General features: G+C 41.0%; 22 protein-coding genes. 3 read left to right on the top strand and 19 right to left on the bottom strand.

The window, feature by feature from the left end; translation table 11 throughout:
• Nucleotides 1-66: 66 nt before the first annotated feature.
• Entirely contained in the window at nucleotides 67-537 is a 471-nt protein-coding gene (locus tag AB3Y88_RS02045; RefSeq protein WP_228887764.1) for a hypothetical protein, read from the bottom strand.
• A 262-nt stretch (nucleotides 538-799) separates the two neighbouring features.
• On the opposite strand from AB3Y88_RS02045, the gene AB3Y88_RS02050 reads away from it, so the two are divergent.
• The 3 genes from AB3Y88_RS02050 (at nucleotide 800) to AB3Y88_RS02060 (ending at nucleotide 4,090) form a co-directional block, all read left to right on the top strand.
• Complete coding sequence (locus tag AB3Y88_RS02050) at nucleotides 800-1,018, top strand: DNA-directed RNA polymerase subunit epsilon (RefSeq protein ID WP_056960026.1); 219 nt, start codon at nucleotides 800-802, stop codon at nucleotides 1,016-1,018.
• Nucleotides 1,015-2,691, top strand: a complete 1,677-nt coding sequence (locus tag AB3Y88_RS02055; protein WP_056960024.1) for a ribonuclease J1 — start codon at nucleotides 1,015-1,017, stop codon at nucleotides 2,689-2,691. Before AB3Y88_RS02050 ends, AB3Y88_RS02055 begins: the two co-directional genes overlap by 4 nt.
• 397 nt (nucleotides 2,692-3,088) lie before the next feature.
• On the top strand, nucleotides 3,089-4,090 hold the full coding sequence (locus AB3Y88_RS02060; protein ID WP_228887765.1) for a diacylglycerol kinase family protein: 1,002 nt from the start codon (nucleotides 3,089-3,091) through the stop codon (nucleotides 4,088-4,090).
• A 336-nt stretch (nucleotides 4,091-4,426) separates the two neighbouring features.
• Here the strand turns inward: AB3Y88_RS02060 and AB3Y88_RS02065 are convergent, their stop codons facing one another.
• The 18 genes from AB3Y88_RS02065 to AB3Y88_RS02150 all read right to left on the bottom strand — a co-directional run bounded on the left by AB3Y88_RS02065 (nucleotide 4,427) and on the right by AB3Y88_RS02150 (nucleotide 23,155).
• Nucleotides 4,427-6,901, bottom strand: coding sequence for an ATP-dependent RecD-like DNA helicase (locus tag AB3Y88_RS02065; protein WP_228887766.1), 2,475 nt, complete (start codon nucleotides 6,899-6,901; stop codon nucleotides 4,427-4,429).
• Nucleotides 6,902-6,913: 12 nt separating this feature from the next.
• On the bottom strand, nucleotides 6,914-7,597 hold the full coding sequence (locus AB3Y88_RS02070) for a tetratricopeptide repeat protein (protein WP_228887767.1): 684 nt from the start codon (nucleotides 7,595-7,597) through the stop codon (nucleotides 6,914-6,916).
• Nucleotides 7,598-7,608: 11 nt separating this feature from the next.
• On the bottom strand, nucleotides 7,609-8,262 hold the full coding sequence (locus AB3Y88_RS02075; RefSeq protein ID WP_056960020.1) for a histidine phosphatase family protein: 654 nt from the start codon (nucleotides 8,260-8,262) through the stop codon (nucleotides 7,609-7,611).
• Nucleotides 8,263-8,520: 258 nt separating this feature from the next.
• Nucleotides 8,521-9,645 carry a tRNA 2-thiouridine(34) synthase MnmA gene (gene mnmA, locus AB3Y88_RS02080; RefSeq protein WP_228887768.1) on the bottom strand — a complete coding sequence of 375 codons (1,125 nt, stop codon included), beginning with the start codon at nucleotides 9,643-9,645 and terminating at the stop codon, nucleotides 8,521-8,523.
• 113 nt (nucleotides 9,646-9,758) lie between these two features.
• A complete protein-coding gene (locus AB3Y88_RS02085; RefSeq protein WP_056960017.1) occupies nucleotides 9,759-10,103 on the bottom strand; it encodes a DUF1831 domain-containing protein in 345 nt (114 codons plus the stop codon).
• Between the two features lie 6 nt (nucleotides 10,104-10,109).
• Complete coding sequence (locus tag AB3Y88_RS02090; protein ID WP_056960015.1) at nucleotides 10,110-11,264, bottom strand: cysteine desulfurase family protein; 1,155 nt, start codon at nucleotides 11,262-11,264, stop codon at nucleotides 10,110-10,112.
• A 13-nt stretch (nucleotides 11,265-11,277) separates the two neighbouring features.
• Nucleotides 11,278-11,964 carry a 5'-methylthioadenosine/adenosylhomocysteine nucleosidase gene (locus AB3Y88_RS02095; RefSeq protein WP_228887769.1) on the bottom strand — a complete coding sequence of 229 codons (687 nt, stop codon included), beginning with the start codon at nucleotides 11,962-11,964 and terminating at the stop codon, nucleotides 11,278-11,280.
• Between the two features lie 13 nt (nucleotides 11,965-11,977).
• Nucleotides 11,978-12,232 carry a hypothetical protein gene (locus AB3Y88_RS02100; RefSeq protein ID WP_054757563.1) on the bottom strand — a complete coding sequence of 85 codons (255 nt, stop codon included), beginning with the start codon at nucleotides 12,230-12,232 and terminating at the stop codon, nucleotides 11,978-11,980.
• 1 nt (nucleotide 12,233) lies between these two features.
• The gene (locus AB3Y88_RS02105) at nucleotides 12,234-12,785 is read right to left on the bottom strand and encodes an NUDIX hydrolase (protein WP_228887770.1); all 552 of its coding nucleotides are present in this window, start codon (nucleotides 12,783-12,785) and stop codon (nucleotides 12,234-12,236) included.
• A complete protein-coding gene (dapF, locus tag AB3Y88_RS02110) occupies nucleotides 12,775-13,767 on the bottom strand; it encodes a diaminopimelate epimerase (protein ID WP_228887771.1) in 993 nt (330 codons plus the stop codon). Before dapF ends, AB3Y88_RS02105 begins: the two co-directional genes overlap by 11 nt.
• Before the next feature lie 416 nt (nucleotides 13,768-14,183).
• The gene (ileS, locus tag AB3Y88_RS02115) at nucleotides 14,184-16,979 is read right to left on the bottom strand and encodes an isoleucine--tRNA ligase (protein WP_056960010.1); all 2,796 of its coding nucleotides are present in this window, start codon (nucleotides 16,977-16,979) and stop codon (nucleotides 14,184-14,186) included.
• Between the two features lie 264 nt (nucleotides 16,980-17,243).
• Entirely contained in the window at nucleotides 17,244-17,963 is a 720-nt protein-coding gene (locus tag AB3Y88_RS02120; RefSeq protein ID WP_056960008.1) for a DivIVA domain-containing protein, read from the bottom strand.
• Nucleotides 17,964-17,987: 24 nt separating this feature from the next.
• Nucleotides 17,988-18,773 carry an RNA-binding protein gene (locus tag AB3Y88_RS02125; RefSeq protein ID WP_056960006.1) on the bottom strand — a complete coding sequence of 262 codons (786 nt, stop codon included), beginning with the start codon at nucleotides 18,771-18,773 and terminating at the stop codon, nucleotides 17,988-17,990.
• A 12-nt stretch (nucleotides 18,774-18,785) separates the two neighbouring features.
• The gene (locus AB3Y88_RS02130; protein ID WP_054757574.1) at nucleotides 18,786-19,064 is read right to left on the bottom strand and encodes a YggT family protein; all 279 of its coding nucleotides are present in this window, start codon (nucleotides 19,062-19,064) and stop codon (nucleotides 18,786-18,788) included.
• Between the two features lie 19 nt (nucleotides 19,065-19,083).
• Nucleotides 19,084-19,506, bottom strand: a complete 423-nt coding sequence (locus AB3Y88_RS02135; RefSeq protein ID WP_054757554.1) for a cell division protein SepF — start codon at nucleotides 19,504-19,506, stop codon at nucleotides 19,084-19,086.
• Nucleotides 19,507-19,541: 35 nt separating this feature from the next.
• Nucleotides 19,542-20,801, bottom strand: a complete 1,260-nt coding sequence (gene ftsZ / locus AB3Y88_RS02140; RefSeq protein ID WP_056960003.1) for a cell division protein FtsZ — start codon at nucleotides 20,799-20,801, stop codon at nucleotides 19,542-19,544.
• Between the two features lie 21 nt (nucleotides 20,802-20,822).
• Nucleotides 20,823-22,160, bottom strand: coding sequence for a cell division protein FtsA (gene ftsA, locus AB3Y88_RS02145; protein WP_228887773.1), 1,338 nt, complete (start codon nucleotides 22,158-22,160; stop codon nucleotides 20,823-20,825).
• A gap of 137 nt (nucleotides 22,161-22,297) precedes the next feature.
• Complete coding sequence (locus tag AB3Y88_RS02150) at nucleotides 22,298-23,155, bottom strand: cell division protein FtsQ/DivIB (RefSeq protein ID WP_228887848.1); 858 nt, start codon at nucleotides 23,153-23,155, stop codon at nucleotides 22,298-22,300.
• Nucleotides 23,156-23,168 lie beyond the last annotated feature (13 nt).

Below are 23,168 nucleotides of genomic sequence, written 5' to 3' on the forward strand. Positions count from 1 at the left end.
AATGCGGCATCCCAAACTTGAGTTGCATTCTAATTCATGGGCTTAGTCTCTGGTGGCTGGATACGCTTATTCGACTTTCTGAAGATCCTGCAAGTAATTCTTCGTTTTTTCATTAACTACGTATGTGATATCAAGATGCAAAATTCCTGCCGCTTGCCATAAGTCTGAGATTACAAACGCCTGTGATCCTTGATAAAATAATTTTCTGTTTTCTGCATAGCTTTGCAAAGATTTTGTCAATTCTTTTTTCAGTCCCTTTAGTGCGACTGCCTGTCCTATGTGAACTTGAAATTCATAAGCCATAACGCCGCTGCCCCACACATCTGCTAATTTGGCCGTCTTCTGTGCAATTGTAAGTTTCTCATTTGCATGATGCAGATTAAACTGCGCAAATGCAAATTTCAGCGCTTTACTTGTAACTTCTTTGTTGCTCAGCTGCATCTTTTTTAAGCGGCGGACATGTAAAAATTCGCGCAGCAACCAAAAAATAACCAGCAAGAGCACAACCAGCATAATCCAAAAAAACATGTGTTGCATCAAAATCCCTTCGTTTCTTTTTTTACAATTATACCATGTTGAACCTTAAAAGCGTTTCTTTGGATTCCCAATCAGTTATGATCCGTTTAAATAGAATTCCAGTTTATATACTTATATAGACTATTATGCTAAAATGTAAACAATTATTGTGCAAACAATCCATGTTCGGAAACTAAGTACTAATAATAACCAAAACTGACGAACTGCTGCTTTTAGTGCAAGTAGTCCGCTGTTTTAAGATGAATTTAAGGAGAAATGTTTAATGATTTACAAAATATTTTATCAACCATCACAAAAAATCAGCCCACGCCGTGAAAACACATTGGCTCTCTACTTAGAGGCTGATTCTGAGGTGGCCGCAAGAAGTAGTGTTGAACAAAATACTTCATACAACGTTGAATATATTGAAGAACTAAGCCCCAAAGCGCTTGAATATGCCCAACAAAATCCCAATTATCAACTGACGGAGTTCAGTAAATGAAAAAGTTAAAAATAAAAAACAATGAGACTGCTGTTTATGCTGTTGGTGGTCTGGGAGAAATTGGAAAAAATACTTATGGGGTCCAATTTCAGGATGAAATTATTGTGATCGATGCTGGAATCAAATTTCCAGAAGATGATCTCTTAGGAATTGACTATGTAATTCCTGATTATCAATATCTCGTCGCAAACCAGCAAAAAATCAAAGCGCTTGTGATCACACATGGTCATGAAGATCATATTGGCGGAATTCCATATCTGTTAAAACAGATTAATGTACCTATTTACGCTGGTCCTTTAGCTCTAGCATTAATTAAAAGCAAACTTGAAGAACATGGATTGCTAAGAACGACGGAGTTACATGAGATTAACGAAGATAGCGTCTTGAAATTTCGGAAAACGAGCGTTTCCTTTTTCAGAACCACTCATTCGATCCCTGATACCTTAGGTGTAGCAGTCAAAACTCCAAGCGGTACAATTGTTGCAACCGGAGACTATAAGTTTGATTTGACGCCAGTTACTAACCAGCCGCCGAACTTGCAACGGATGGCAAAGCTTGGTAGTGAAGGTGTTTTGTGCCTCCTATCCGATAGCACAAACGCTGAAATTCCTAACTTTACCAAATCAGAACGCTGGGTCGGAAAATCGATCAAAAGAATTTTCGAAAAAGTTGAAGGTCGAATTATTTTTGCCACCTTTGCATCTAATATCTCACGTATTCAGCAAGCTGCAGAAGTTGCTGTTGCCAAAGGACGTAAAATCGCTGTTTTCGGTCGCAGTATGGATGCTGCAATCAATAACGGCCGTGAACTAGGATATCTTGACATCCCCGAGGACTCACTGGTAGATGCACGTGAAATTAGCAGTCTGCCTGCTAACAAAGTCATGATTCTTTGTACCGGATCTCAGGGTGAACCAATGGCTGCTTTGAGCCGAATCGCAAATGGAACTCATCGGCAAGTTTCAATTCAACCTGGAGACACTGTGGTCTTCTCTAGTTCACCGATTCCAGGTAATACTTTAAGCGTCAACCATGTTATTAATGAATTAGAAGAAGCTGGAGCAGCTGTGATCCATGGTAAAGTCAATAATATTCATGCTTCAGGTCATGGTGGCCAAGAAGAACAGAAGCTGATGCTGCGTTTGATCAAACCCAAGTATTTTGTTCCTGTTCATGGTGAATATCGGATGTTGAAAATTCATACTGAATTAGCTGAAAAATGTGATGTACCCAAAGATCACTCATTCATTATGCAAAATGGGGATGTTTTGGCACTGACTAAAGATTCAGCGCGCCTAGCTGGCCACTTTAATGCAGGTGCAGTCTACGTCGATGGTTCAGGCATTGGTGATATTGGTAACGTTGTTTTGCGTGACCGTCGTATTCTGTCTGAAGAAGGCTTAGTAATTGTTGTCGCAACACTCAACTTAAAGAAGAAAGAAATCCTAGCAGGTCCCGATCTGCTTTCACGCGGTTTTATCTATATGCGTGAATCCGGAGAACTGATCGATAGCGGGCGCAAACGTCTCTTTAGAGTGATGCGACGTACACTCAGCAAACCAAATGTAACTGAAGGAATGCTGCGTGAGGCCATTATAGATGATTTACGAACCTTTCTGTATGAACAAACTGAGCGCAGACCAATGATTATCCCAATGTTGGTAATTGTTTAGCACTGCACAATAATTAAAAAACGTAACTCAAGCAATTTACCTTGGGGGCTGTGACAAAAGTTAAATTTTGGCACAGCCCCTCTTTTATTCCAGATAAACGTGTTCCATAAGTCAAAATTCTCCGTCTAACTTTGAATTACTCATAGCAAAGTACTCGCTATCTTCGTAATTTCGAGTTAGTACTCAAATTTTCCCGACTTATGTCACACTCTCAAGGTTTTTGTTTCATTTTCCACCCTCTTTTTGCTCCTTATTTTCACAGAATAGCTTGTGTCCGTTAGAATAGTTGAAAATAAATTCCAAAATTTTTATAAACTTCCTTGTCTCCGCTTGTAAAATTCATGTAAAGCAGACTATAATAATTTGGTATTACTCAGAAAGAATGGGGGAGAAAAGCGTGAGGACCTTTTTTTTCATGATTGATGAAGAAATGGTAAATAACGGTCAACAAAAAACATGGCAGAAAATCGAAACAGCTCTTAACGAAAGCCAGGTTAATTTTCAAATAATTAGCATTTCAAGCAACGACCAAACTTCACGTACCGTCCAACAGTTACTCGCAACAACAACTGTTCAAGAAATCAACGACTGCGTGATTGTCACCTGCGGGAGAAATGAATTTTTTCTTGAAGTTTTGTCTACTCTCTTGCACTCAGCCAAACAAAAAATTCCAGTTGCTTTTATTCCTTTTGAAACCAAAAATGCATTTGCTAAAAGAATTGGAGTTTCATTCGATCCTTTATTAGCGCTCAAACAAATTCTCAATACGATGCGCCCTACTTTTTACAATTTGGTTGAAATGGATGAAGCTGCACATACAACTAAAAAAATATTCTTAGATAAAGTTACGATTGGTTTTGAGGCATATTTCGCCAGCTTACAACGAAATTCAAAATTACTTATCTTCATGCAAAAGTATCATCTAACCTTTTTGGCGCGTTTATGCGGCTTAGCAGATGCGTTCATCAACCAAGAACGGTTTGCAGCAACACTTAGAGTTGCACGCAAGTACCATTTTTTCAAAAAGGCTTTTGCTGTTAGGATCAGCAATCCAACCCTCGAAACGCTTGCTCCACATGAATCGCAAGCAGAAACTGCTCCACTATTGAATGTTGATGTGATCAGCAGTTTGAATCCATTTTCTTTTCTGATACTATCCCTTAGTCGCAAATTTGACTTAGCAAATAAGCTGCCTTTTGTACATCGTTTCAAACAAAATCAGGTTCATTTGATGATCAACTCGCTGGAATTTGGTCAGATTGATAATCGCGAATTAACAAATAAGTTTTACGATGTTTTCTTTAAAATCATTAGCTATCCTTTTTGGTTCGATGTTACTAGTATCTCGCTAAGTCAAAGAAAAAACATTGATACTCAGCACACAGACTCTAAAGACTAACACGGATTAATCACTTTTGATTTTGATTGCGGCTTATTTAAAATGCGATGTCAAAATTAGCTTAATAGTGTATTTTGTCAATAATAAATAAGAGGGAGCTGGACCAAAAGTGAAATTTTAGTCTAGCTCCTTTACTTATTCCAGATAAACGTGTTCCATAAGTCAAAATTCTCCGTCTAACTTCGAATTACTCATAACAAAGTACGCGCGATGTTCATAATTTCGAGTTAGCACTCAAATTTTACCGACTTGTGTCACATTCTCCTCTTATTTATTTAGCCGCCAGAACTAGCCAAGATAATTCACTGGTACCACGACACTTTTACTTTTTTTAAGTTACATAAAGTCAGCGGGCCGAATATTTCCCATCCCAATTAGAGGATCAATCTGGCCAGTAGTTATTAATTCCAGTGTCAGGCGTGGTTGCTGCTCTTGTTTTTCTGCTGGTTGTGCTTTAGTTGTAGCCAGCTTTACCTGTTTGTCTTTTGGAACCGTTTGATGGTGCGGCGGCTCACTAACACCTGCCTGGTCAAAAACTTCCCTTATTCTTGCTAGGAGCGTTGTTTCACGATCAACTGCAATCTGTGCAACACTAGCTTGATAGGCCGGTAATTCTCCTAAGAGAATCAAAAAATCTTTTGCGCGTGTGATTGCTGTGTACAATAAATTGCGATTAAGCATCCGCATATACTGATGAACCAGCGGTAAAATCACCAGTTTAAATTCACTGCCCTGTGCCTTATGAATCGACATGCAATATGCCAATTTTAATTTGTACCAGTCCTTACGCTTGAACTCAACTTCATTATTATCAAAATCAACTGTCAAAGACTCTTGATGATCTTTGTTTTCCTTGGCCGTTGTGATTCCAACGACCTGTCCCAAATCCCCATTGAAAACATTGTCTTCAGGGCTATTTACCAAATGTAAGACCTTATCTCCAATTCTAAAAACCTGTTTTCCAAATTCAAGTTGTTTTTGTTCTGGTTTAAGTGGATTTAAGATATTTTGCAGCATCACATTCAGCTTATCTATCCCTGCAACACCACGATACATTGGTGCCAAAATCTGAATATCTTTAGTCTTAAAGCCACGCGCATGGGCCTTTAAAACCACCTGTTTTACAACCTCTTCAATCTGAGAAGCCTTGCAAGCAATGAATGATCGATCACTGCGGTTAAGCTGCAAGTCAGCCGGCAACTGTCCATTTTTCACCGCATGGGCCAGCGTAATAATTGTTGATTCGTCACCTTGACGATAAATCGTTTGCAACTGACTTTGTGCTAAACATTTGCTTTCTAACAAGTCAGCAAAAGTTCTCCCCGGTCCAACTGAAGGTAACTGATCTTTATCACCCACCAGAATAACCTGCATTTTATGCGGAATAGCTGCGAGTAACAGATCCAGTAGTTCAGTATCCACCATCGACATCTCATCAACTATCAGCAATTTTCCTTCAAGTTGACGCTGTTCGGCACGTTCCTCATCATCATTATTACCATTTAATCCCAGTAGTCTATGAATGGTCCCAGCCGGTAACCCAGTCGTTTCATTCATCTTTTTGGCGGCTCTTCCGGTCGGAGCAGCCAAGATAATCGGAAACGTCTCATCACGATAAGTATTAGGATCCAAAGATAGTTCATGTAAAGCTGCATAGATGGCCACGATTCCATTAATAATTGTTGTTTTACCAGTCCCTGGTCCGCCGGTTAGCAAATAAACTGGAGCAGCGATTGCTCCTTTGATCGCCGCAATCTGATCCTGACCGTAGTTAATTCCAAGTTGCGTCTCAGCCGCTTTTAAAAGTACAGGCCACTGTGACTCAAAATCAGCAGGTAATTCAACCGATTCAGCCTGTAAGTTCTTCAGACTTTGTGCAATTCGCCATTCAGCCTCATAATATTTGCGTAGATAAATTCGATGCTGTTCACCAACAATTTTACCTTCATCGGCAAGTGCAACTAGCTGTTGTGCCAGTAATTGCGGCTCCAGTTGCACGCGCCGACTGTCTGTCAGTAAAAAAAGAGTTTGCTGCAAAAGCTGTTTGGTATTGGTAAAAGTGTTCCCTTGTTCATGGCAAATATCAAAAATTCCTTGGAACAAACCAGCCTTGATTCGTAAGGGAGAATCGGCAGCAAAGCCTAATTTTTCAGCAATTTGGTCGGCCCGTTTAAACCCAATCCCAGGAATTTCACGCACCAGGCGATAAGGATCTTCGTGAATCACCGCAAGCGTTTTTTCGTGGTACTTGTTAAAAATCGTGGTGGCCAATTGGCTCCCAAAACCAAAGCTATTAAGTTCCACTATAATCTGCTGCGTCCCATTATTAGCCTGCAATGTTTCTAAGAGCATTTGTTGCTGTTTTTGGCTGAGTCCTAGTCCGCGCAGACAGCCTGCATCTTTGAGAATTTGCGGGATTGCATTGATTCCTAAATGATTGACAATTTTCGCAGCTGTTTTTTGTCCGATCCCACTAAAACTCTTACCTGAAAGATAAGTAATTAGACCTTCTTTACTAGTTGGAGTCTCACTTTGATAATTGAAAGCTTGAAATTGTTTTCCGTATTTAGGATGTTCAACTAACTTACCACTAAAACGGTAATTTTCATTTTCATTCAGTTCTGCAAAGTTTCCAGTCACTACAATCTCATTGTCTGTCCATGAAATATTTTGCGCATTAAGTTTAACCTGAATCACTTTATAAAACGTTTCTGGGCTCTCAAAAAAAACCGCATCGACCTTACCACTGATGTAGCTTTCTGTTTGATTAGCATCAGGTTGAAAGAGCTCTTGTTGTTCACCTTTTATCAACGCGACTCCTCCTTAGGCCTTTTTTTCATGAGTAGTGTTCTTTTTGGCAAGCAGCACCTTTTCAATGTCAGCTAAGCGTGACTGCATCCGTTTAAATGCGCTAGGGTCACTTTTTTGCGCCTGTTGAAAATAACACGGATTTTCTTTGCCCAACACAAGATTGATCACACCCAACTCAAAATTAGCTTTAAAGTTCTGTGGCTCTCGTGTGCGCACCTGCTCAAAATATTCTTGCGCATGCTCGAAGTCTCCTAAAGCTAAAAAACTTTCACCCATCAATAAATGCGCGGCATCCTGATGTGATCCTCTTTCCGCAGCCGTCAGCGCAAAAGCAAGTGCTTGTTGGTAATGCTCTTGTGCAAACTCCGACTGCGCAAGCATCAAATAGGCATCTTGCTGCAGCTTTTGTTCTTGAACTTTCTGAAATACTTCAACTGCCTGAGCGTATAACCCAGCCGCATAAAGAACATTACCTAATCCATAATAGAGCAAACTGCTGTCATGTTGTTCAGTTGCAAAAAGTGGTAATGCCTTTCGAAAAAGGGCTTCAGCTTGTTCATAGTTTTTAAGTTCCGTCAAAAGAGAGCCTAAGTCATAGTAATTTTGGGCGTTCTTAGGTTCATCATCAATTTTTTGAATCGCTGCTTTAATTAATTCATCAGTCTTTTTGACTAGCTGTTTCCGTTGCTTGTTCATTAACCCACTCCTTAGACAATATCTGTCGCGTCTAACTTGCGTTTGAGATAATCTGTCTTATTCCATGCTAAACAGGTAAAATTCTTGCCATCATGTGTCTCTAAAATCGTAGTACTAGTATTTGCCAGCCCACCATTAGCACGCAATTCTTTTAGCGAATAACCTAACAAATGCCTGATTTCTGCACATAAAGCAGCTCCATGGCTGACAAGCAGGACATCTCCTTTAGGATGAAGCCTAACTATTTTTTGAATAGCTGGTGTCATCCGCTCAAAAACCTGTGGAAAAGTCTCACCTTTAATTATAGTCGGATCATACAAGTCGGCATGTTTACCAAAAGCAGCCAGCTCAGCGGGATAAAGACGGGCAACTTCTGTAAATTTCATCCCTTCCATCTTTCCAAGATTAAACTCCCGCAAAGCTGTTTCTGGTTGCACGGGCAGTTGCTGCGGTAATTTCTCAGAAAGTTGCTGCGCAGTTGTCAAAGCCCGTTTAATTGGACTGCTGTAAAGTGCCTCAAACTGATATTGGCGTAAATACACCGCTAACTGGCTGATCTCAGTATAACTTTCCTGCAGTAAGGGAGAATCTCCCTGTGCACCTTGATAACGTCCTTCAAGATTCCATTCTGTTTTGCCATGTCTGATGAAGAATAATCTAGTCACAACGAATCCCCTTTTCTCTTTTTTGCTATCTCTAATTATGCCACAAAAAATGTTTGCGTGAAGAGAAAAACAAAGTCTTTTAGGTAATTACCACTTGAAATGCTGCATAAATGTGCATGCTTTGCTAAATTGCTAGCGTTGCGGAATTACACAATTTTTTAGTTAAGCACAAAAAGTTCAGCCAGAGAGCAAATTGCTGCATCTCCGACTGAACTTCATCATTATATTTCTGTTAATTAATTCAGGTACATCACAAATTTAGACATATTGCAAGACGCGCTCTTTTTGATAAGCGCGATCAATTGTGGCACTCCCTAGGCATTCCTCGCCGTCGTAAAAAACAACTTCCTGTCCTGGAGTAATTGCGCGAACCGGCTCGTCGAATTCTACTCGTACTTTTGTCTGATCAGAATTCAAATAAACAGTAACGCCTGAATCTTGCTGCCGGTAACGAAATTTCGCTGTACAATGAAAAATCGAACCGCGTGTCAATGGTGCAATGAAACTTACTTTACTGCCATCCAGCCGATCTGCATACAAGTGCTTATTATGATATCCTTGACCAACATATAAGGTATTTGAACTCAAATCTTTTCCAATGACGAACCAAGGATCATTACTCTGACCATTTCCGCCAATACCAAGACCTCTGCGTTGACCAATTGTATAGTTCATCAAGCCGTAATGTTTTCCCTTAACTTCACCGGTCACAGTCTTCATTAGACCGGACTTCGCAGGTAAAAATTCGTGCAAAAATTTACTAAAATTACGCTCACCGATAAAACAAACCCCGGTGGAATCCTTTTTCTTTGCGGTTGCAAGCCCCGCCTTTTCGGCAATCGCGCGTACTTCTTTTTTCTGCAAATCTCCAATTGGAAAAAGAGCTTTTTGCAACTGATTTTGCGCAAGCTGGCTCAAAAAATAGGTCTGATCCTTATTGCTGTCTGCACCGCGCAAAAGATGCACTGTCCCATCAGCATCACGCCGTAGCTGTGCATAGTGTCCCATTGCAATATAGTCGGCATCAAGCTTTAAAGCGTAGTCAAGGAATGCTTTGAATTTGACTTCCTTATTGCACATGACATCTGGATTTGGCGTTCTGCCATGCTTGTATTCGTCAAGAAAATACGTAAAAACTCTGTCCCAGTATTCCTTTTCAAAATTAACTGAGTAATATGGGATCCCGATCTTATTTGCAACTTTCGCAACATCTTCATAATCTTCAGTTGCTGTACAAACACCGCTATCCTTTTCCTCATCCCAGTTCTTCATAAAGACACCAACGACATCATAACCCTGCTGCTTGAGAAGATATGCTACCACCGAAGAATCAACTCCACCGCTCATCCCCACAACAACACGTGTCTGACTGTTGTCTTGCATAATACTATCACCATCATTCAATCTAGATTCTGAATACCTACGATTTGAAGGTCGTATTATTTCAGTAAGTTACATTATATCGACTTGCGGTTACTTTGACAAGTCACGGGTTTTTAAACAACCTGTGTCAGAATTTGCCTTTTTACCAGAACAGCTAATAAATAATCTAGTTGCTCTATTCGCGCAGCCGCATCATTTTCTTTAAAAAGATTGACCTCTTTCAACCCATTTGCAGCAGTCACTGCCATTTTAAACGTTTTAAGTTCGGCACTGATTGTCATTTTGAACTTAAGAGCTGCATTAAAAGGTGAATTTGGATCAAGTGACCGTTCCAGTACAAATTTACCACCATGACTTTCAGTAAAACCAACATCTCGTAAAGTATATTTTTTGATTTGCGCAGCTAACTCAAAAGTGCGTTTATCACCTAAAAGAGACGCTTTTTTCTGGTATGCCATCTTGTATTACTCCCTTTTTAATTTTTTAACAATCGTACTTAAAGTTGCAATTACAACTTCAATCTCAGCCGCTGTATTACCTGCACCAAAGCTAAAACGCAAAGATTCTGCGATGCGTGGGCTATCTTTGCCATACATCGCAATTAACACGTGTGAAGGTTCAAGACTTCCCGCTGTACAAGCCGATCCTGCAGAAACTGCAATTCCGTTCAAGTCAAGATTAGTTAACAACGCATCACTTGGACAGCCCTTGAACCATAGATTCAAAACATGTTGCAGATTATGACCTTCAAGGTCCCCATTAACCTCAACCTCAATCCCATTTTCACGCAAACCCGTTACCAGTTGCTGCTTGAACCCTGCATACTTTTGCTGCCGCGCAGCTTTTTCCTGCGAGTCAACTAGTTTAACAGCTTGTGCAAACGCTGCGATCGCAGGAATATTTTCTGTTCCTGCACGGCGTTTGAGTTCCTGATCGCCACCCTTAATTAGCGACGGAATCACAACATGCTCAGCACGATAAAGAAAACCTAAAAATTTCGGACCATTCAATTTGTGTGCAGAAGTTGACATCAAATCAATCTGATCAGCTTGAACATCAAGATCTACCAGCCCATAAGCCTGAACTGCATCAGTATGGAACCAGGCATTAGAAGCAGCCACAATCTGCCCAATTTGGTGAATTGGCATCCTGCTCCCAACTTCATTGTTTCCCGCCATAATTGAGACCAAAATCGTATCAGCTCGTAAAGCATTTTGCAAATCCGTAAGTGAAATTTTACCGGTCCGGTCAACCGGCAGATAGGTAACTTCAAATCCTTGAGTTTCCAAATAAGCCATTGACTTTAAAACTGCCTCGTGTTCAATTGCCGTTGTAATTAAATGACGTCCTTCATTTTTACGGGCAAAGGCAGTTTCAATAATCGCTGTATTATCACTCTCAGTGCCACCACTCGTAAAAACAATTTCATCATCCTTCTTGGCATTGATTGACGTTGCAATTACATGCCGACTTTCGTCAAGAATTGCACGCGCCTGTCGGCCATAATAATGAGTACTCGATGCATTGCCAAAAACCTGTGTCATGACCGCCGTCATTTTGTCAATAACGGGTTGCGCCATCGGTGTTGTCGCTGCATTGTCTAAATAAATATGTTTCATTTTTCAAAACCCCTCAAACATTTAAAACGTTCAAAATCATCTGGGCGGAACGGCGACCGGCCTCAATAATAAATTCATCAAAAGACTGACCAGCCTCTTCATCCCCAACATCGGACATTGCACGGACAATCACAAAAGGAACCTTAAACTGAAATGCAGCTTGAGCAACTGCAGCACCTTCCATCTCACAGCACAAAGCCGCTGGATAGGTTTGCTTAATCTTTGCAATTTTTTCAGAAGAAGCTACAAATTGATCGCCCGTAACAATCAAACCAGTTTTAGTATGCAGACCATTTTTTTGAGCTGCTTGAGCAATCCGTGCAACTAGTTTTTCATCAGCCATAAAACGTTGCGGCTGTTGTGGAAGCTGCCCTGGAAGATATCCAAAAGCTGTGGTATCAACATCATAATAGGCAGCTGCAGTAGACAAAACAACGTCGCCGACGTGCAACCCAGTGCCAATTCCACCTGCAGAACCAGAGTTAATAACGGCTGTTGCCCCAAAGGTTACAATCAACAACGCGGTTGTCATGCCCGCTTGAACTTTGCCGATTCCCGAGCGCACTAAAACAACTTTTTGCTGACCTAAACACCCTTCATAAAAATTAATTCCGCCCAGTGTGACTGCTTTTTCTGCACTCAACTGCGCACGCAGTTCTTTTAACTCTTCATCCATGGCACACAAAATCCCATACTTCATTTGTCTTCCTCCATCAAAAATTAACAAAAATCATAAAACAGTAGACGATCACAATTGCAATCACTAGAAATAAAATTATCCAATTTAGTTTGCGCCCTAATCGGCGTTTCTTCTCTTCTTCAACTTCCGCTTGCCTAAACTTACGCAGTTGTGCACGACTCAGCTCATCCGGAGAATTCTCTACCGCCTGCGAGCGTGTCTTTTTTGGTTCCTCTTTGTGTTCAGAATGTTGCCTGGCAGTGCGTGAAAGTCTTTCTTTGATTCCCACATTAAACACTCCTTAACTTAAGCATCCAATACCAAACGGCCATGATTGTCTTACTGTCGCAGATTAGACCAGCTTTAATCTGCTCCTGTGCTTCTGCTAAAGTCAATTCATACACATTCAAAAACTCATCGTCATCTTGCGGTAATGCTTGCGCCACTGGCGACAATCCCTGAGCATGGTAAAGAAACATTTTTTCATCTGCAAAACCTGGAGAAGTATAAAAGACAGCAATCTGTTCCAGCTTTTCAGCCCGCAATCGAACCTCTTCGTTGAGCTCGCGTTTAGCGGTTTCTTGAGGTGACTGCTCCTCAGCAGGTTCAATCTTGCCAGCCGGAATTTCCAAGGTAGTTTTACGCAGCGGCTCGCGCCATTGTTTGACAAAGATCATTTTATCATCTGCTGTAATGCATAGCAGTGCGACTGCCCCATGATGCCTGACAATTTCCCTTTTAGCATTTTTTCCATCAGGAAGCTGCACTGTTTCTTCTTCAACATTAATAATTTTGCCAGTGTAAATTCGCTTAGAATCCAACAATTTTTCTTCAAAGTTCATTTTTAACAACACTCCTTACAAAGTGTTCATATGCTTTTTGTTCACCCGTTTCCTGCCAGTTCACTTGTGAAAAGTCGCCTGCTAGGGCCGCCGATAATTCAACTTCGACCGTTGCCACAAAAGTTGCATTGCCGATCAAAGACATCCAATAAGAACCATCAGCACGCTGATGAACCTTTGTCTTTACCATCCCGCCAGGATTCAAAACTGTAATCTTTTCTTCTAAGCCGCTCTTACCAGTAAACAGGAGTACATACATCAAACTAGAGGCAGACATAGCTGTCCCGCAGGCATTTGTAAACCCGACCCCGCGTTCATAGGTCCGAACAAAGATTTTATTTTTTGCCAAGACTTCAACAAAGCTAACATTCACTCCATCCGGGAAAATCGGGTTTCCTTTTGAATTTAAATAGCTTGCAATTCTTCCGAGTTCTTCGCCGATTAAAGTCGCATGGTCCACAAATGCGATTAAATGCGGGTTAGGAACTGCGACTGCAGAAAATTTTAAAGTGGCAGACAGTTCTGGGATGCTTTCATTAACTAACTTTTCTTTTCCAGCAACATGCATCCCTAAAGCTTTAGCAGTAAAAGAAACTGGTGAAATTTCTGCTTCAAAGACAGTAATCCCTGGTGCAAAATCAGGTTCTCTTTTAACTTCCAAATCAGCCTGCATCGTCTCAACTTTGAAAGCATTCTGATTATTTTGTTCGCTTAGGTAACGGGCAACTGTTCTGATTCCGTTACCGCACATACTAGCTTCACTGCCGTCTGCATTAATCACCCGCATCTTGCCGACAACTGCATCATTATGCCCTGCGGTTACAGATAATACGCCATCAGAACCACCATGAAGCCCGCTTTTACGATCGCAAATTTTCTGTGCTAACAATTTTAATTCTGCTTCAGATAAGGGCTTCTCCAACTTGCTTTGATCTAAAATGAAAAAGTCATTGCCCGAACCATGAACTTTCAGCAACTTCATTATAATGACCTCCAAATTAATTCTATTATCATCATATCATACAACTATTAATCACTGACTGTCATATTTTTTTACTTTTTAGCGTTAGTTACTTAAATAAAAAAGTTCTACCTAGACTAAAGGGGCTGTGACAAAAGTTAAATTTTGTCACAGCCCCTCTTTTATTCCGGATAAACGTGTTCCATAAGTCAAAATTCTCCGTCTAACTTCGAATTACTCATAATAAAATACACTTTACGTTCGTAATTTACGTCAGTCCACAAGTTTTAACAACTTATGTCACACTTCTCCTAGTTTTATTGCGTATTTATAATGTAACCTAACCAGCAACTGTAAATTAAGTTAACCAAATTGTAACTACTTTACAAATTGCTGTTAGTTTTCAAAGTCTGCAACCGCTGCCTTGTACTTCCTTTTTATTCTGTTAAGCCTTCTGCAACTGCTGCAGGATAATCAGCTCTTACCAAAGCAGCACAACTTGCACACAACAATGGCAAGTCAGCATCGGTCCCAACATCTTCTTTAATCATCCGACAACGTGGACAAACCTTGCCATCAGCATGCTCAACTGTAAGTGCAACCTCATGGTATTTAACAGCAGTGGCTGGTGCCTGTGCAAGTTCTTTAACATCAAGTGCTGAGACAATTAAGACTTGACGGACATTAGTTCCAAGTGCGGCCAGTAATTCCTGCGTAGGCTCATCTGCATAAAGTGTTACATGCGCCTCAAATGACTTACCAATCAACTTCTGATCGCGGGCTTCTTCCAATGCTTTTAAAACATCCGTCCGCACTTTCAAGAATTCTTCCCAACGTGCAGTAATTTTTTCTTCCGCATTGAAATGCTGTACTTGAGGCATTTCAGCCAGTTGAACATAATCTTCAGGTTCCTTTAGATAATTCCAGATTTCCTCTGTGGTATGCGGCAAAATTGGTGTTAATAATTTTGTAAGTCTGACTACCACGTCATATAAAACCGTCTGCATCGAACGCCGCTTACGCGCATCTGCGCTTTCAATGTAAACAACATCTTTGGCGATGTCCAGATAAAAAGCTGAAAGTTCCACAGAAACAAAGTTAATCAGTTTCTTATAGATATCCATGAAGTCATAAACAGCATAATCGTCCAGCACTTCTTTAGTGAACTTATTAACCTTGATTTCCATATACTGGTCAAGCGCTTCAAGATCATCAAAAGCAACTGTATCATGTGCCGGATCAAAATCAGTCGTATTAGCCAACATGAAACGAATAGTATTCCGAATTTTACGGTAGGATTCGGAGATTTGTTTAAAGCTATCCATCGAAACCCGAACATCGGCCGAGGAATCGACACTCAATACCCACAAACGAATGATTTCAGCGCCCATTTGTTGAATGACTTTAGCTGGAACAATCGTATTTCCCAGCGACTTGCTCATCTTGCGGCCTTCACCATCAAGGGTGAATCCTTGTGAAAGAATCTGTTTGTACGGTGCCTTTCCTGAAAAGGCAACGCTCGTAATCAAACTTGAATTGAACCAGCCACGGTATTGGTCGGAACCTTCAAGATACATGTCACTTGGATAAGTCAAATAATCACGTTGCGCCAAAACTCCTTGATGTGAAGAACCAGAATCAAACCAAACATCCATAATATCAGTTTCTTTTGTAAACTGACCGTGTGGTGAATGCTCACTGGTGAATCCAGCAGGCAATAAGTCTTTGGCTTCTCGCTGGAACCAGATGTTCGACCCGTGTTTTTCAATTAAATCAGCTACATGTGCTACCGTTTCTTTAGTGATAATTGCTTCGCCATCTTCACCATAGAAAATTGGTAGTGGCACGCCCCACACCCGCTGACGTGAAATTACCCAGTCACCACGATCACGAATCATGTTATGCAACCGTTTTTGACCCCAATCTGGGAAAAATTTAACTTCATCAATTGCATCTAAAATCTGGGTCCGAATCTTTCCAACGGAAGCAAACCATTGCGGAGTTGCACGGAAAATAATCGGTTTTTTGGTTCGCCAATCAAATGGATAGCTATGCTCCAACGGCATGAATTTCAAAAGCAATCCGGCTGCTTTTAACTTATCCAATGAAATCTGATTTGCATCATCATAGAAAACATGTGCAAAATCAGGACCAGCATCTTCAGTCAAATAACCCTTATCATCTACTGGAACATAAATATCCAAGCCATATTGCTTACCGACATTAAAGTCATCTTCCCCAAAACCAGGAGCCGTATGCACTAGCCCGGTCCCAGAATCAAGCGTGACAAAATCGCCGAGCATCGTTAGCAACTTACGTTCAGGATAGAAGGGATGCTGTGCGGTGACATATTCCAAAGCTGCTCCTTTAAGCTGCTTAACAATCTCATACTTTTCCCAACCAAATAATTCGGCACAATTTTTTACCAGTTCTGTTGCAATCACATATTTACGCTGATCACCTGCAGGTTGTACAACTGCATAATCAAAATCTTTGTCAACTGTAATTCCTTCTGAAGCCGGAATTGTCCATGGTGTGGTTGTCCAAACGACCATGTACGTATCAGTATCTAAAACTCCTTTACCATCAACAACTTGTTCGCCATAAAAAGCAGACGGCGAAGTTACATCATGATACTCTACTTCCGCCTCTGCTAGTGCTGATTCAGAAGACCATGACCAAAAGACTGGCTTTTTACCTTTATAAATCAAGCCCAATTCCGCCATCTTGCCAAAAACACGAATCTCCTGTGCTTCAAATGATGGGTCGAGTGTTACATATGGATTATCCCATTCACCGGCAACCCCAAGGCGCTTGAAATCAGTTCTTTGTTTGTCAACTTGCTCTAGTGCATACTCTCGGCACTTTTCACGAAAATCGGCAACTGACAATGCTTTCCGATCAACCCCCGCCTTTTTCAACTGCTGTTCGATCGGCAGACCATGCGTATCCCAGCCAGGGACATATGGTGCACGGAAGCCCATCATAGATTTCGAACGCACAATGAAATCTTTGGTAATTTTGTTAAGCGCATGCCCCATATGAATATTTCCGTTAGCATATGGAGGGCCATCATGCAAAACAAAGCTTGGCTTGCCTTCATTTAATTTTTGACGTCGTTCATAAACCTTATTTTCTTCCCATTCAGTTTGTCTTTCAGCTTCGCGCACGGGTAAGTTTCCGCGCATTGGGAATTTTGTTTTTCCCAAATTTAAAGTTTCTTTAATTCTCATAAAATCCTCTCCTTTTCGCTAATTTTTATAAAAAAAAAGACTTCATTCCCAGCAAGGGACGAAATCTTCGCGGTACCACCCAAATTCAAAAAGGGACCAAACCCTTTTCCTCAAAATGACTAACGGTCATTCTCCGAACAGCCTTACTCTTAATTCAGCCTGTCGCTAAAAAGATGATAAATCTTGAAATGAGAAACCACCGGACTTGCACCAGACACCGGCTCGCTATGATATCATACCAAAACTATTGTTCTTTTTTTAGCTTTATTTATTCTTTTGCGCATCAGCAGCAACTTCATCAAAATGCTGTCCGCCATCTTCTTCTTCAGGAAAAATCACAACGGCTTTGTTATTCTGGTTATCCCCAGTCTCTTGTTCCTTTTGAGCTTCAACGTTTGAGAATGATTTTACTTCTTTTGCACTCTTTTTGTCAAGCTCCTCTTCTCTTCTAATTGCTTCTTGAATTTCTTCATAGTTGCTGGTATCGCCCTGTTTCAAGATATCATCCCACTCGCTGCCTTTAACAACCTCAAGTTGAGATTCCAACATTACTTGCAATTTCTGCCTGAAAATCCGTGCCTGCTTCTTCAGATCATCGGTTTCAAAGATTAACCGTTTAGCCTTTTGCGAAGCACCTTCAATAATGTGACGTGCCTTCTCATTTGCCTGATCAACCACATCTTGTGCCTGCTTTTGTGCTTCACGATTGATGATTTCTGCTTCACGCTGCGAGTTTGCTTTTACTTTATCAGCAGCTTCTTGTGCAACAATAATTGATTGGTTCAAAGAGTCTTTTAGATCATTGAAATATTTAAGCTTCTCTTGGCTTTGTTTCAAGCCTTCACTTAAGTGTTCATTTTCTTTCAGGTTAAGTTCATAATCCTTGATAATTTGATCCAAAAAATCATTAACTTCGTCCTGATCATAGCCACGCAGTTTTACACGAAATTCTTTATTGTGAATATCTAATGGGGTCAAAGTCATATCCCCAACACCTCCATGTATGTATTATTTTTTTAAAACAGCAACAACGACACGGATTTTTTCCTTTTTTGAAAGACCACGAATTTCTTCAAGCTTAAACCGCCCAAAGCCGCGGACTGAAACGACGTCATAGACAGCAATTTCATGATCAGGTTTATCCAGCAACATCCAATTCAAATGAATCAACTTATTGTTTAGTAGTTCCTTGGCCCGATTCCGCGAGAGATGATAGACAGCAGCGACCAAAACATCAATCCGCAAGGAACTTACCGAAACCTGTTCTTCCTGCCATTCATCTAAAGGAATCACAACAGCACTTGGTTCAAGTTCACTAAGCCGGACCTTAATTCTGCCAACGTTTTCAATCTGTGTCTGCAAAAAACGACTGAACTGCTGATCTGCAATTAACTGCCAGCGACTTCCATCAGTAATAATATCACCAATGACCTCTCGTTTAATCCCAGAATTCATTAAGGCCCCTAAAATTTGGCTATGTTTAAGCGTAGCAAACTTAACAGGATACTTAACCTCTAGCAAAGCAAGTTCAAAATCTGCCAGCACAGGTTCGTAATAGTCTGGATAAAAAAGCATTCTTTGCCGTTCAGCATTAGGCACGAGCCCCTCAGCTGCCAATTTAACTCTGTTATCTTCATGAACAAGCGTTTCCGCAATAAAACGTTCACGTGGATTCAAGAAATGCGTTAAGATCGGTCTATATTCAGTTTGTGCTTGCGCAATCAGTGTTCCCAGTTCTGTAACAGTTGTGCTTTCCTCTGCTCTAAAATGTTGATAGATTGTTTCCTTTACCATACTGACCTTCTTCTAAAATGCAAAGCCTAAAGCACTCAAAAGCGAAGTCAGTACAAGATTGACGCCGTTTTGAACGAACAGCAAGGCTAAAAGTGCAACAATCGGTGAAAAGCTGATTCCACCGAACGTTGGAATGAAGCGATCAAAGAACGCCAAATATGGTTCACAGAAGCGTCCTAAAATAACACCCAACCGTGACTGCAAAGCTCCTGGGAACCAGGTCATTAGCACGTAAACAACCAGTGCAAGTGAATAGAGTTGGAACAAGCGGTTAACAATTGTTAAGATAATCAATTCTCATACTCCTAAACTAATTGAGATCAGATTCCGAAAAATCTGCGGTGACATTTCCTTCGACAACAAAATTACGTGGTGTGCATAGAAAAATATTATCGCCGACGCGTTGAATTTCGCCTTCAATTGCAAAAACTGTTCCAGTCAAGAAATCAACAACCCGTCGTGCCTGCTCATCATCCATTCTTTGAAAATTAATCACAGCCGCTTGTTCATTAAGCAAGCGCGTTGCAATAGTTTTAACGTCAGAATAGATTCGTGGTTCAAACAAAGCAATCTTCTTTTCGACCATTTCCTGCCTCTTACCATTCAGAGAAACGACTTTTTGACTTTGAGAAAAATTGGAAGTTGGTTCACTTTCTTTATTAGGAAACTCTTCTTGATAGTCCTCTTCATCAGCCATTCCAAAAAAACGACTCAGCTTATTGCCTAAAGCCATTCCAACACCCCCTTCAGCATGTACCGGCTGACAAATTACTTACGCCGATGACGGAAGAATGGTGGTGTATTTAACCCGTCATCTTCCGTTTCATTCTGTTCCTTAGCAGTATCAGCTTTAAAAATATCGAACTTTTTCTTTTCGACATTTTGGAACTCGTTTGTACGTTCTGAATTTTCAAGCGGACGTTCACCCGTAATCTCACGGCGTAAATCCCAGTCCTTAAGGGGATCATTGGTTGGCTTGGCAGCAGTGCTGTTATTAAAAGAGTCCAACCGTGCACCTTCGCTTGGGTTACTGTTGTTCATCCGTTTGTGGCGAGCTGCCCGCTCTTCTTTCTTCTTATCAATTCCAGTAGCAATCACAGTAACCACTACTTTGTCTTCAAGATCTTCGTTAATTGAGGTTCCAAAAATAATATTAACATCACTGGTGGCAGCTTGTGCTACAATATCCGAAGCATCCTGTGCTTCAAAAAGACTTAAATCTGGACCACCAGTAATGTTTAACAGTACTTGTTCTGCACCATCAATTGAAACTTCAAGCAACGGTGAAGAAATTGCTTTTTTAGTTGCTTCAGCCGTCCTGTTTTCACCATTGGCGGACCCGATTCCCATCAAAGCCGAACCCTGATTCTCCATCACAGTCTTAACATCCGCAAAGTCCAAGTTGACATATCCTGGTGAGGTAATCAAATCTGAAATTCCCTGCACACCTTGGCGCAAAACATTGTCTGCTTCTTTGAAAGCCTCAAGCATTGGTGTCTTTTTATCCACAATTTCAAGCAAACGGTTGTTCGCGATGATCACGAGCGTATCGACATGTTCCTTCATTTGGGCAACACCTTCAGCCGCATAGCGTGCACGCTTTGGCCCTTCAAAACTAAATGGTCGTGTAACAACCCCAACCGTCAGTGCACCTTGATCTTTTGCAACCTTAGCAATAATAGGTGCAGCCCCAGTTCCGGTACCACCACCCATGCCCGCAGTAACAAAGATCATATCGGCACCTTGCAATGCTTCTGCTAAAGCTTCTTCACTTTCTTGTGCAGCTTTGTTGCCAATTTCAGGATTTGATCCTGCTCCCAGACCGCGCGTAAGCTTAGGCCCTAATTGAATTTTAGTTTCAGCATTTGAACTTTCAAGTGCCTGAACATCTGTATTAGCAACAATAAATTCCACGCCTTTAACATCATCAGCAATCATTCGATTAACAGCATTGCCACCTGCACCGCCGACCCCAATAACTTTGATCGTTGCTCCTGTATTTTCGTTTGCATCTAGTGAGAATTCCATTGCATTTCCCTCCAATTAAAATCAATCAAAAAATGTATTAAAAAAGTTCTTGAGGCCTTCGAAGGCACCATTGCCATCCTTCTTCTTTTGCTTCTTCTCAGCTTTCTCGGAATTAAAATCAACTTTAACAAGTTGCTCATCATCCGCTTCCTTGGTGGCCCTTTGCGGCGCCACCTGCTGCACTGTCTTACCACTTAAAACACCTTTAACCACTAACTCAATTTCGCTGCGCACCGTCATGTACTGGACAAGTCCAATCGCTTGCGTAAAGGAAGGATGCCGCAGTCCCATCTGCTGTGGAATAAAGATTTTAATATTAACATCAAAAACATCTTCAGCCAGCTCTTTGACCCCTGGAAGGGCAGCCATTCCACCCGTAATCACAATTCCTCCAGGCAATCCAAGTGCATCAATTTGCTCAAGTGCATCTTTCAGCTTAGTGAAGATTTGTGTCAAGCGAGCTTCAATAATCTCACCAAGATATTCACCGCTGACTTGGACCTTATCTGTTTTACCAACAACTTCAACGGGAAAAAGGTCTTCTTTTGATGCAAGATAACTTGCAGCATAACCATAATTACGCTTGATTTTTTCAGCATTCTCAAGTGAAGTATTCAGTACTACTGAAATATCCTTCGTGACAAATTTACCGCCCTCTTGGTCAACATATGTATATTTTAATTTGTGATCATGTACAACAGCCGCAGTCGTCTGACCGCCACCCAAATCAAGCAACACAGTCCCAAAATCACGTTCACCATCACTCAAGGCAACCGTCGAAAGCGCTAGGGGCCCTACAAGGGTATCTTTAACCTTTAGACCAGCCATCTGCACACACTTCAGTGTATTATGCAGAATCGTCTTCGGGCCTGTATAAACAACGCCCTTCATCTCCAAACGGACCCCAATCATACCCCGTGGGTCTTTAATTCCATCAAATCCATCTACAATGAATTCATCCGGTAAGATGTCAATGATATCACGCTCAGGTGGCAACTTTTGTGTTAAAGCAGCTTTAGTCACTCGATACACATCATCATTACCGATTTCTTTTGAATTTCCACTTTCATCGCCAATTGCGATCATCCCACTGCATGGTACAATCTCAAGTAGATTAGCTGGAATTCCAACAATCACTTCTGAAATTTGAATATTTGCTTTTTGTTCAGCTTGCGCAACAGCTTTCTTGATTGCGGTGACCGCACGATCAATATCCACGATAACACCACGACTCAAACCATCCGAGCGCTCACTTCCAACTCCGATGATATTCAGCTGGTTTTTTACGTATTCCGCGACGATTACCTTGATTGATGTCGTCCCAATATCAAGGCCAACATATATCCCAGAATTTTCCATTGATCGAGCCCCCTTCTTCCCTAATATTCCAAACTTGCATTCCAATATTTCACTCAAACCGATTAATTAGATTTTACCACACTGTTTCTCATTTATACACTTCTCAAGCCTTTATTTGTACAATTGATAAACATTTGTCAATTATTTGACTTCAAAGGATAAGAAAATGCCCCCACTTCAAAATCAACGAGAATTTTTTGCGTAGCTTTAGCCTTGATAGCCGGATAATAAGCCATTTTAGTTGCAAAAGTTGAGATAGTTGCAATCACCTCATTACCATCGTTCAGATAAACTCGAATTCTTCCAGAATTGACCTGTGACGGATCATAATGCACCTCTGAAATAGCACTCGTCAATTTAGCCGGCATCTTATTCATTTGAATAGCCAACAATTTTAACTGCGGTTTCTTTCCGAACCCCGAATAAACAGGATAATTGTCAGCCGGCTGATTCCGTGCAATCTGAGACTGGACTCCCTTTTTGGTCAGGGCATAGTATTGCTTTCCATCTAACACGTAACCACTCACTGGACTAGCGGTCGTCTGCAACTTAACAGTTGTCCAATCATAATTAAAACGGACTTGCTTAACTTCTGCCACAGCAGTCAAAATCTCTTGCTTAATCTTTTTTTGCATAAGCACTGTTTTTAACAGCAGCCCACCTTTTTTTAACCCGCTAGCAGCTAAAACAGCCGAACGCGTCTGGGCATCTGCTCCAGTGACTGTGACTTGGCTAATCCGGCTAATTGGGAGTATAAAGTACAAAGACAGTATTCCCATTAACGAAAAGAAGACTAAGTTAATGCTCAAGCGTCGGCGTAAGACCTGATTTCTTTGCCTTGTCAACAATGGCAGTTTATCTCCGATTCGTTTTTTCCTCTTAAAGAAATGTCGTTTTTTGCTCTTCTTTTGCCGCCTTTTTCGCTGCATTTCCTCCCATGGAGTCAGAGGCTGGTCCTTGATATTTTTTCTTTTCAAAAACCGATTATGGCGCATCACGACCAACCTC

Origin of the sequence: Liquorilactobacillus satsumensis (assembly GCF_964065465.1) — a bacterium.
Lineage (GTDB): Bacteria > Bacillota > Bacilli > Lactobacillales > Lactobacillaceae > Liquorilactobacillus > Liquorilactobacillus satsumensis.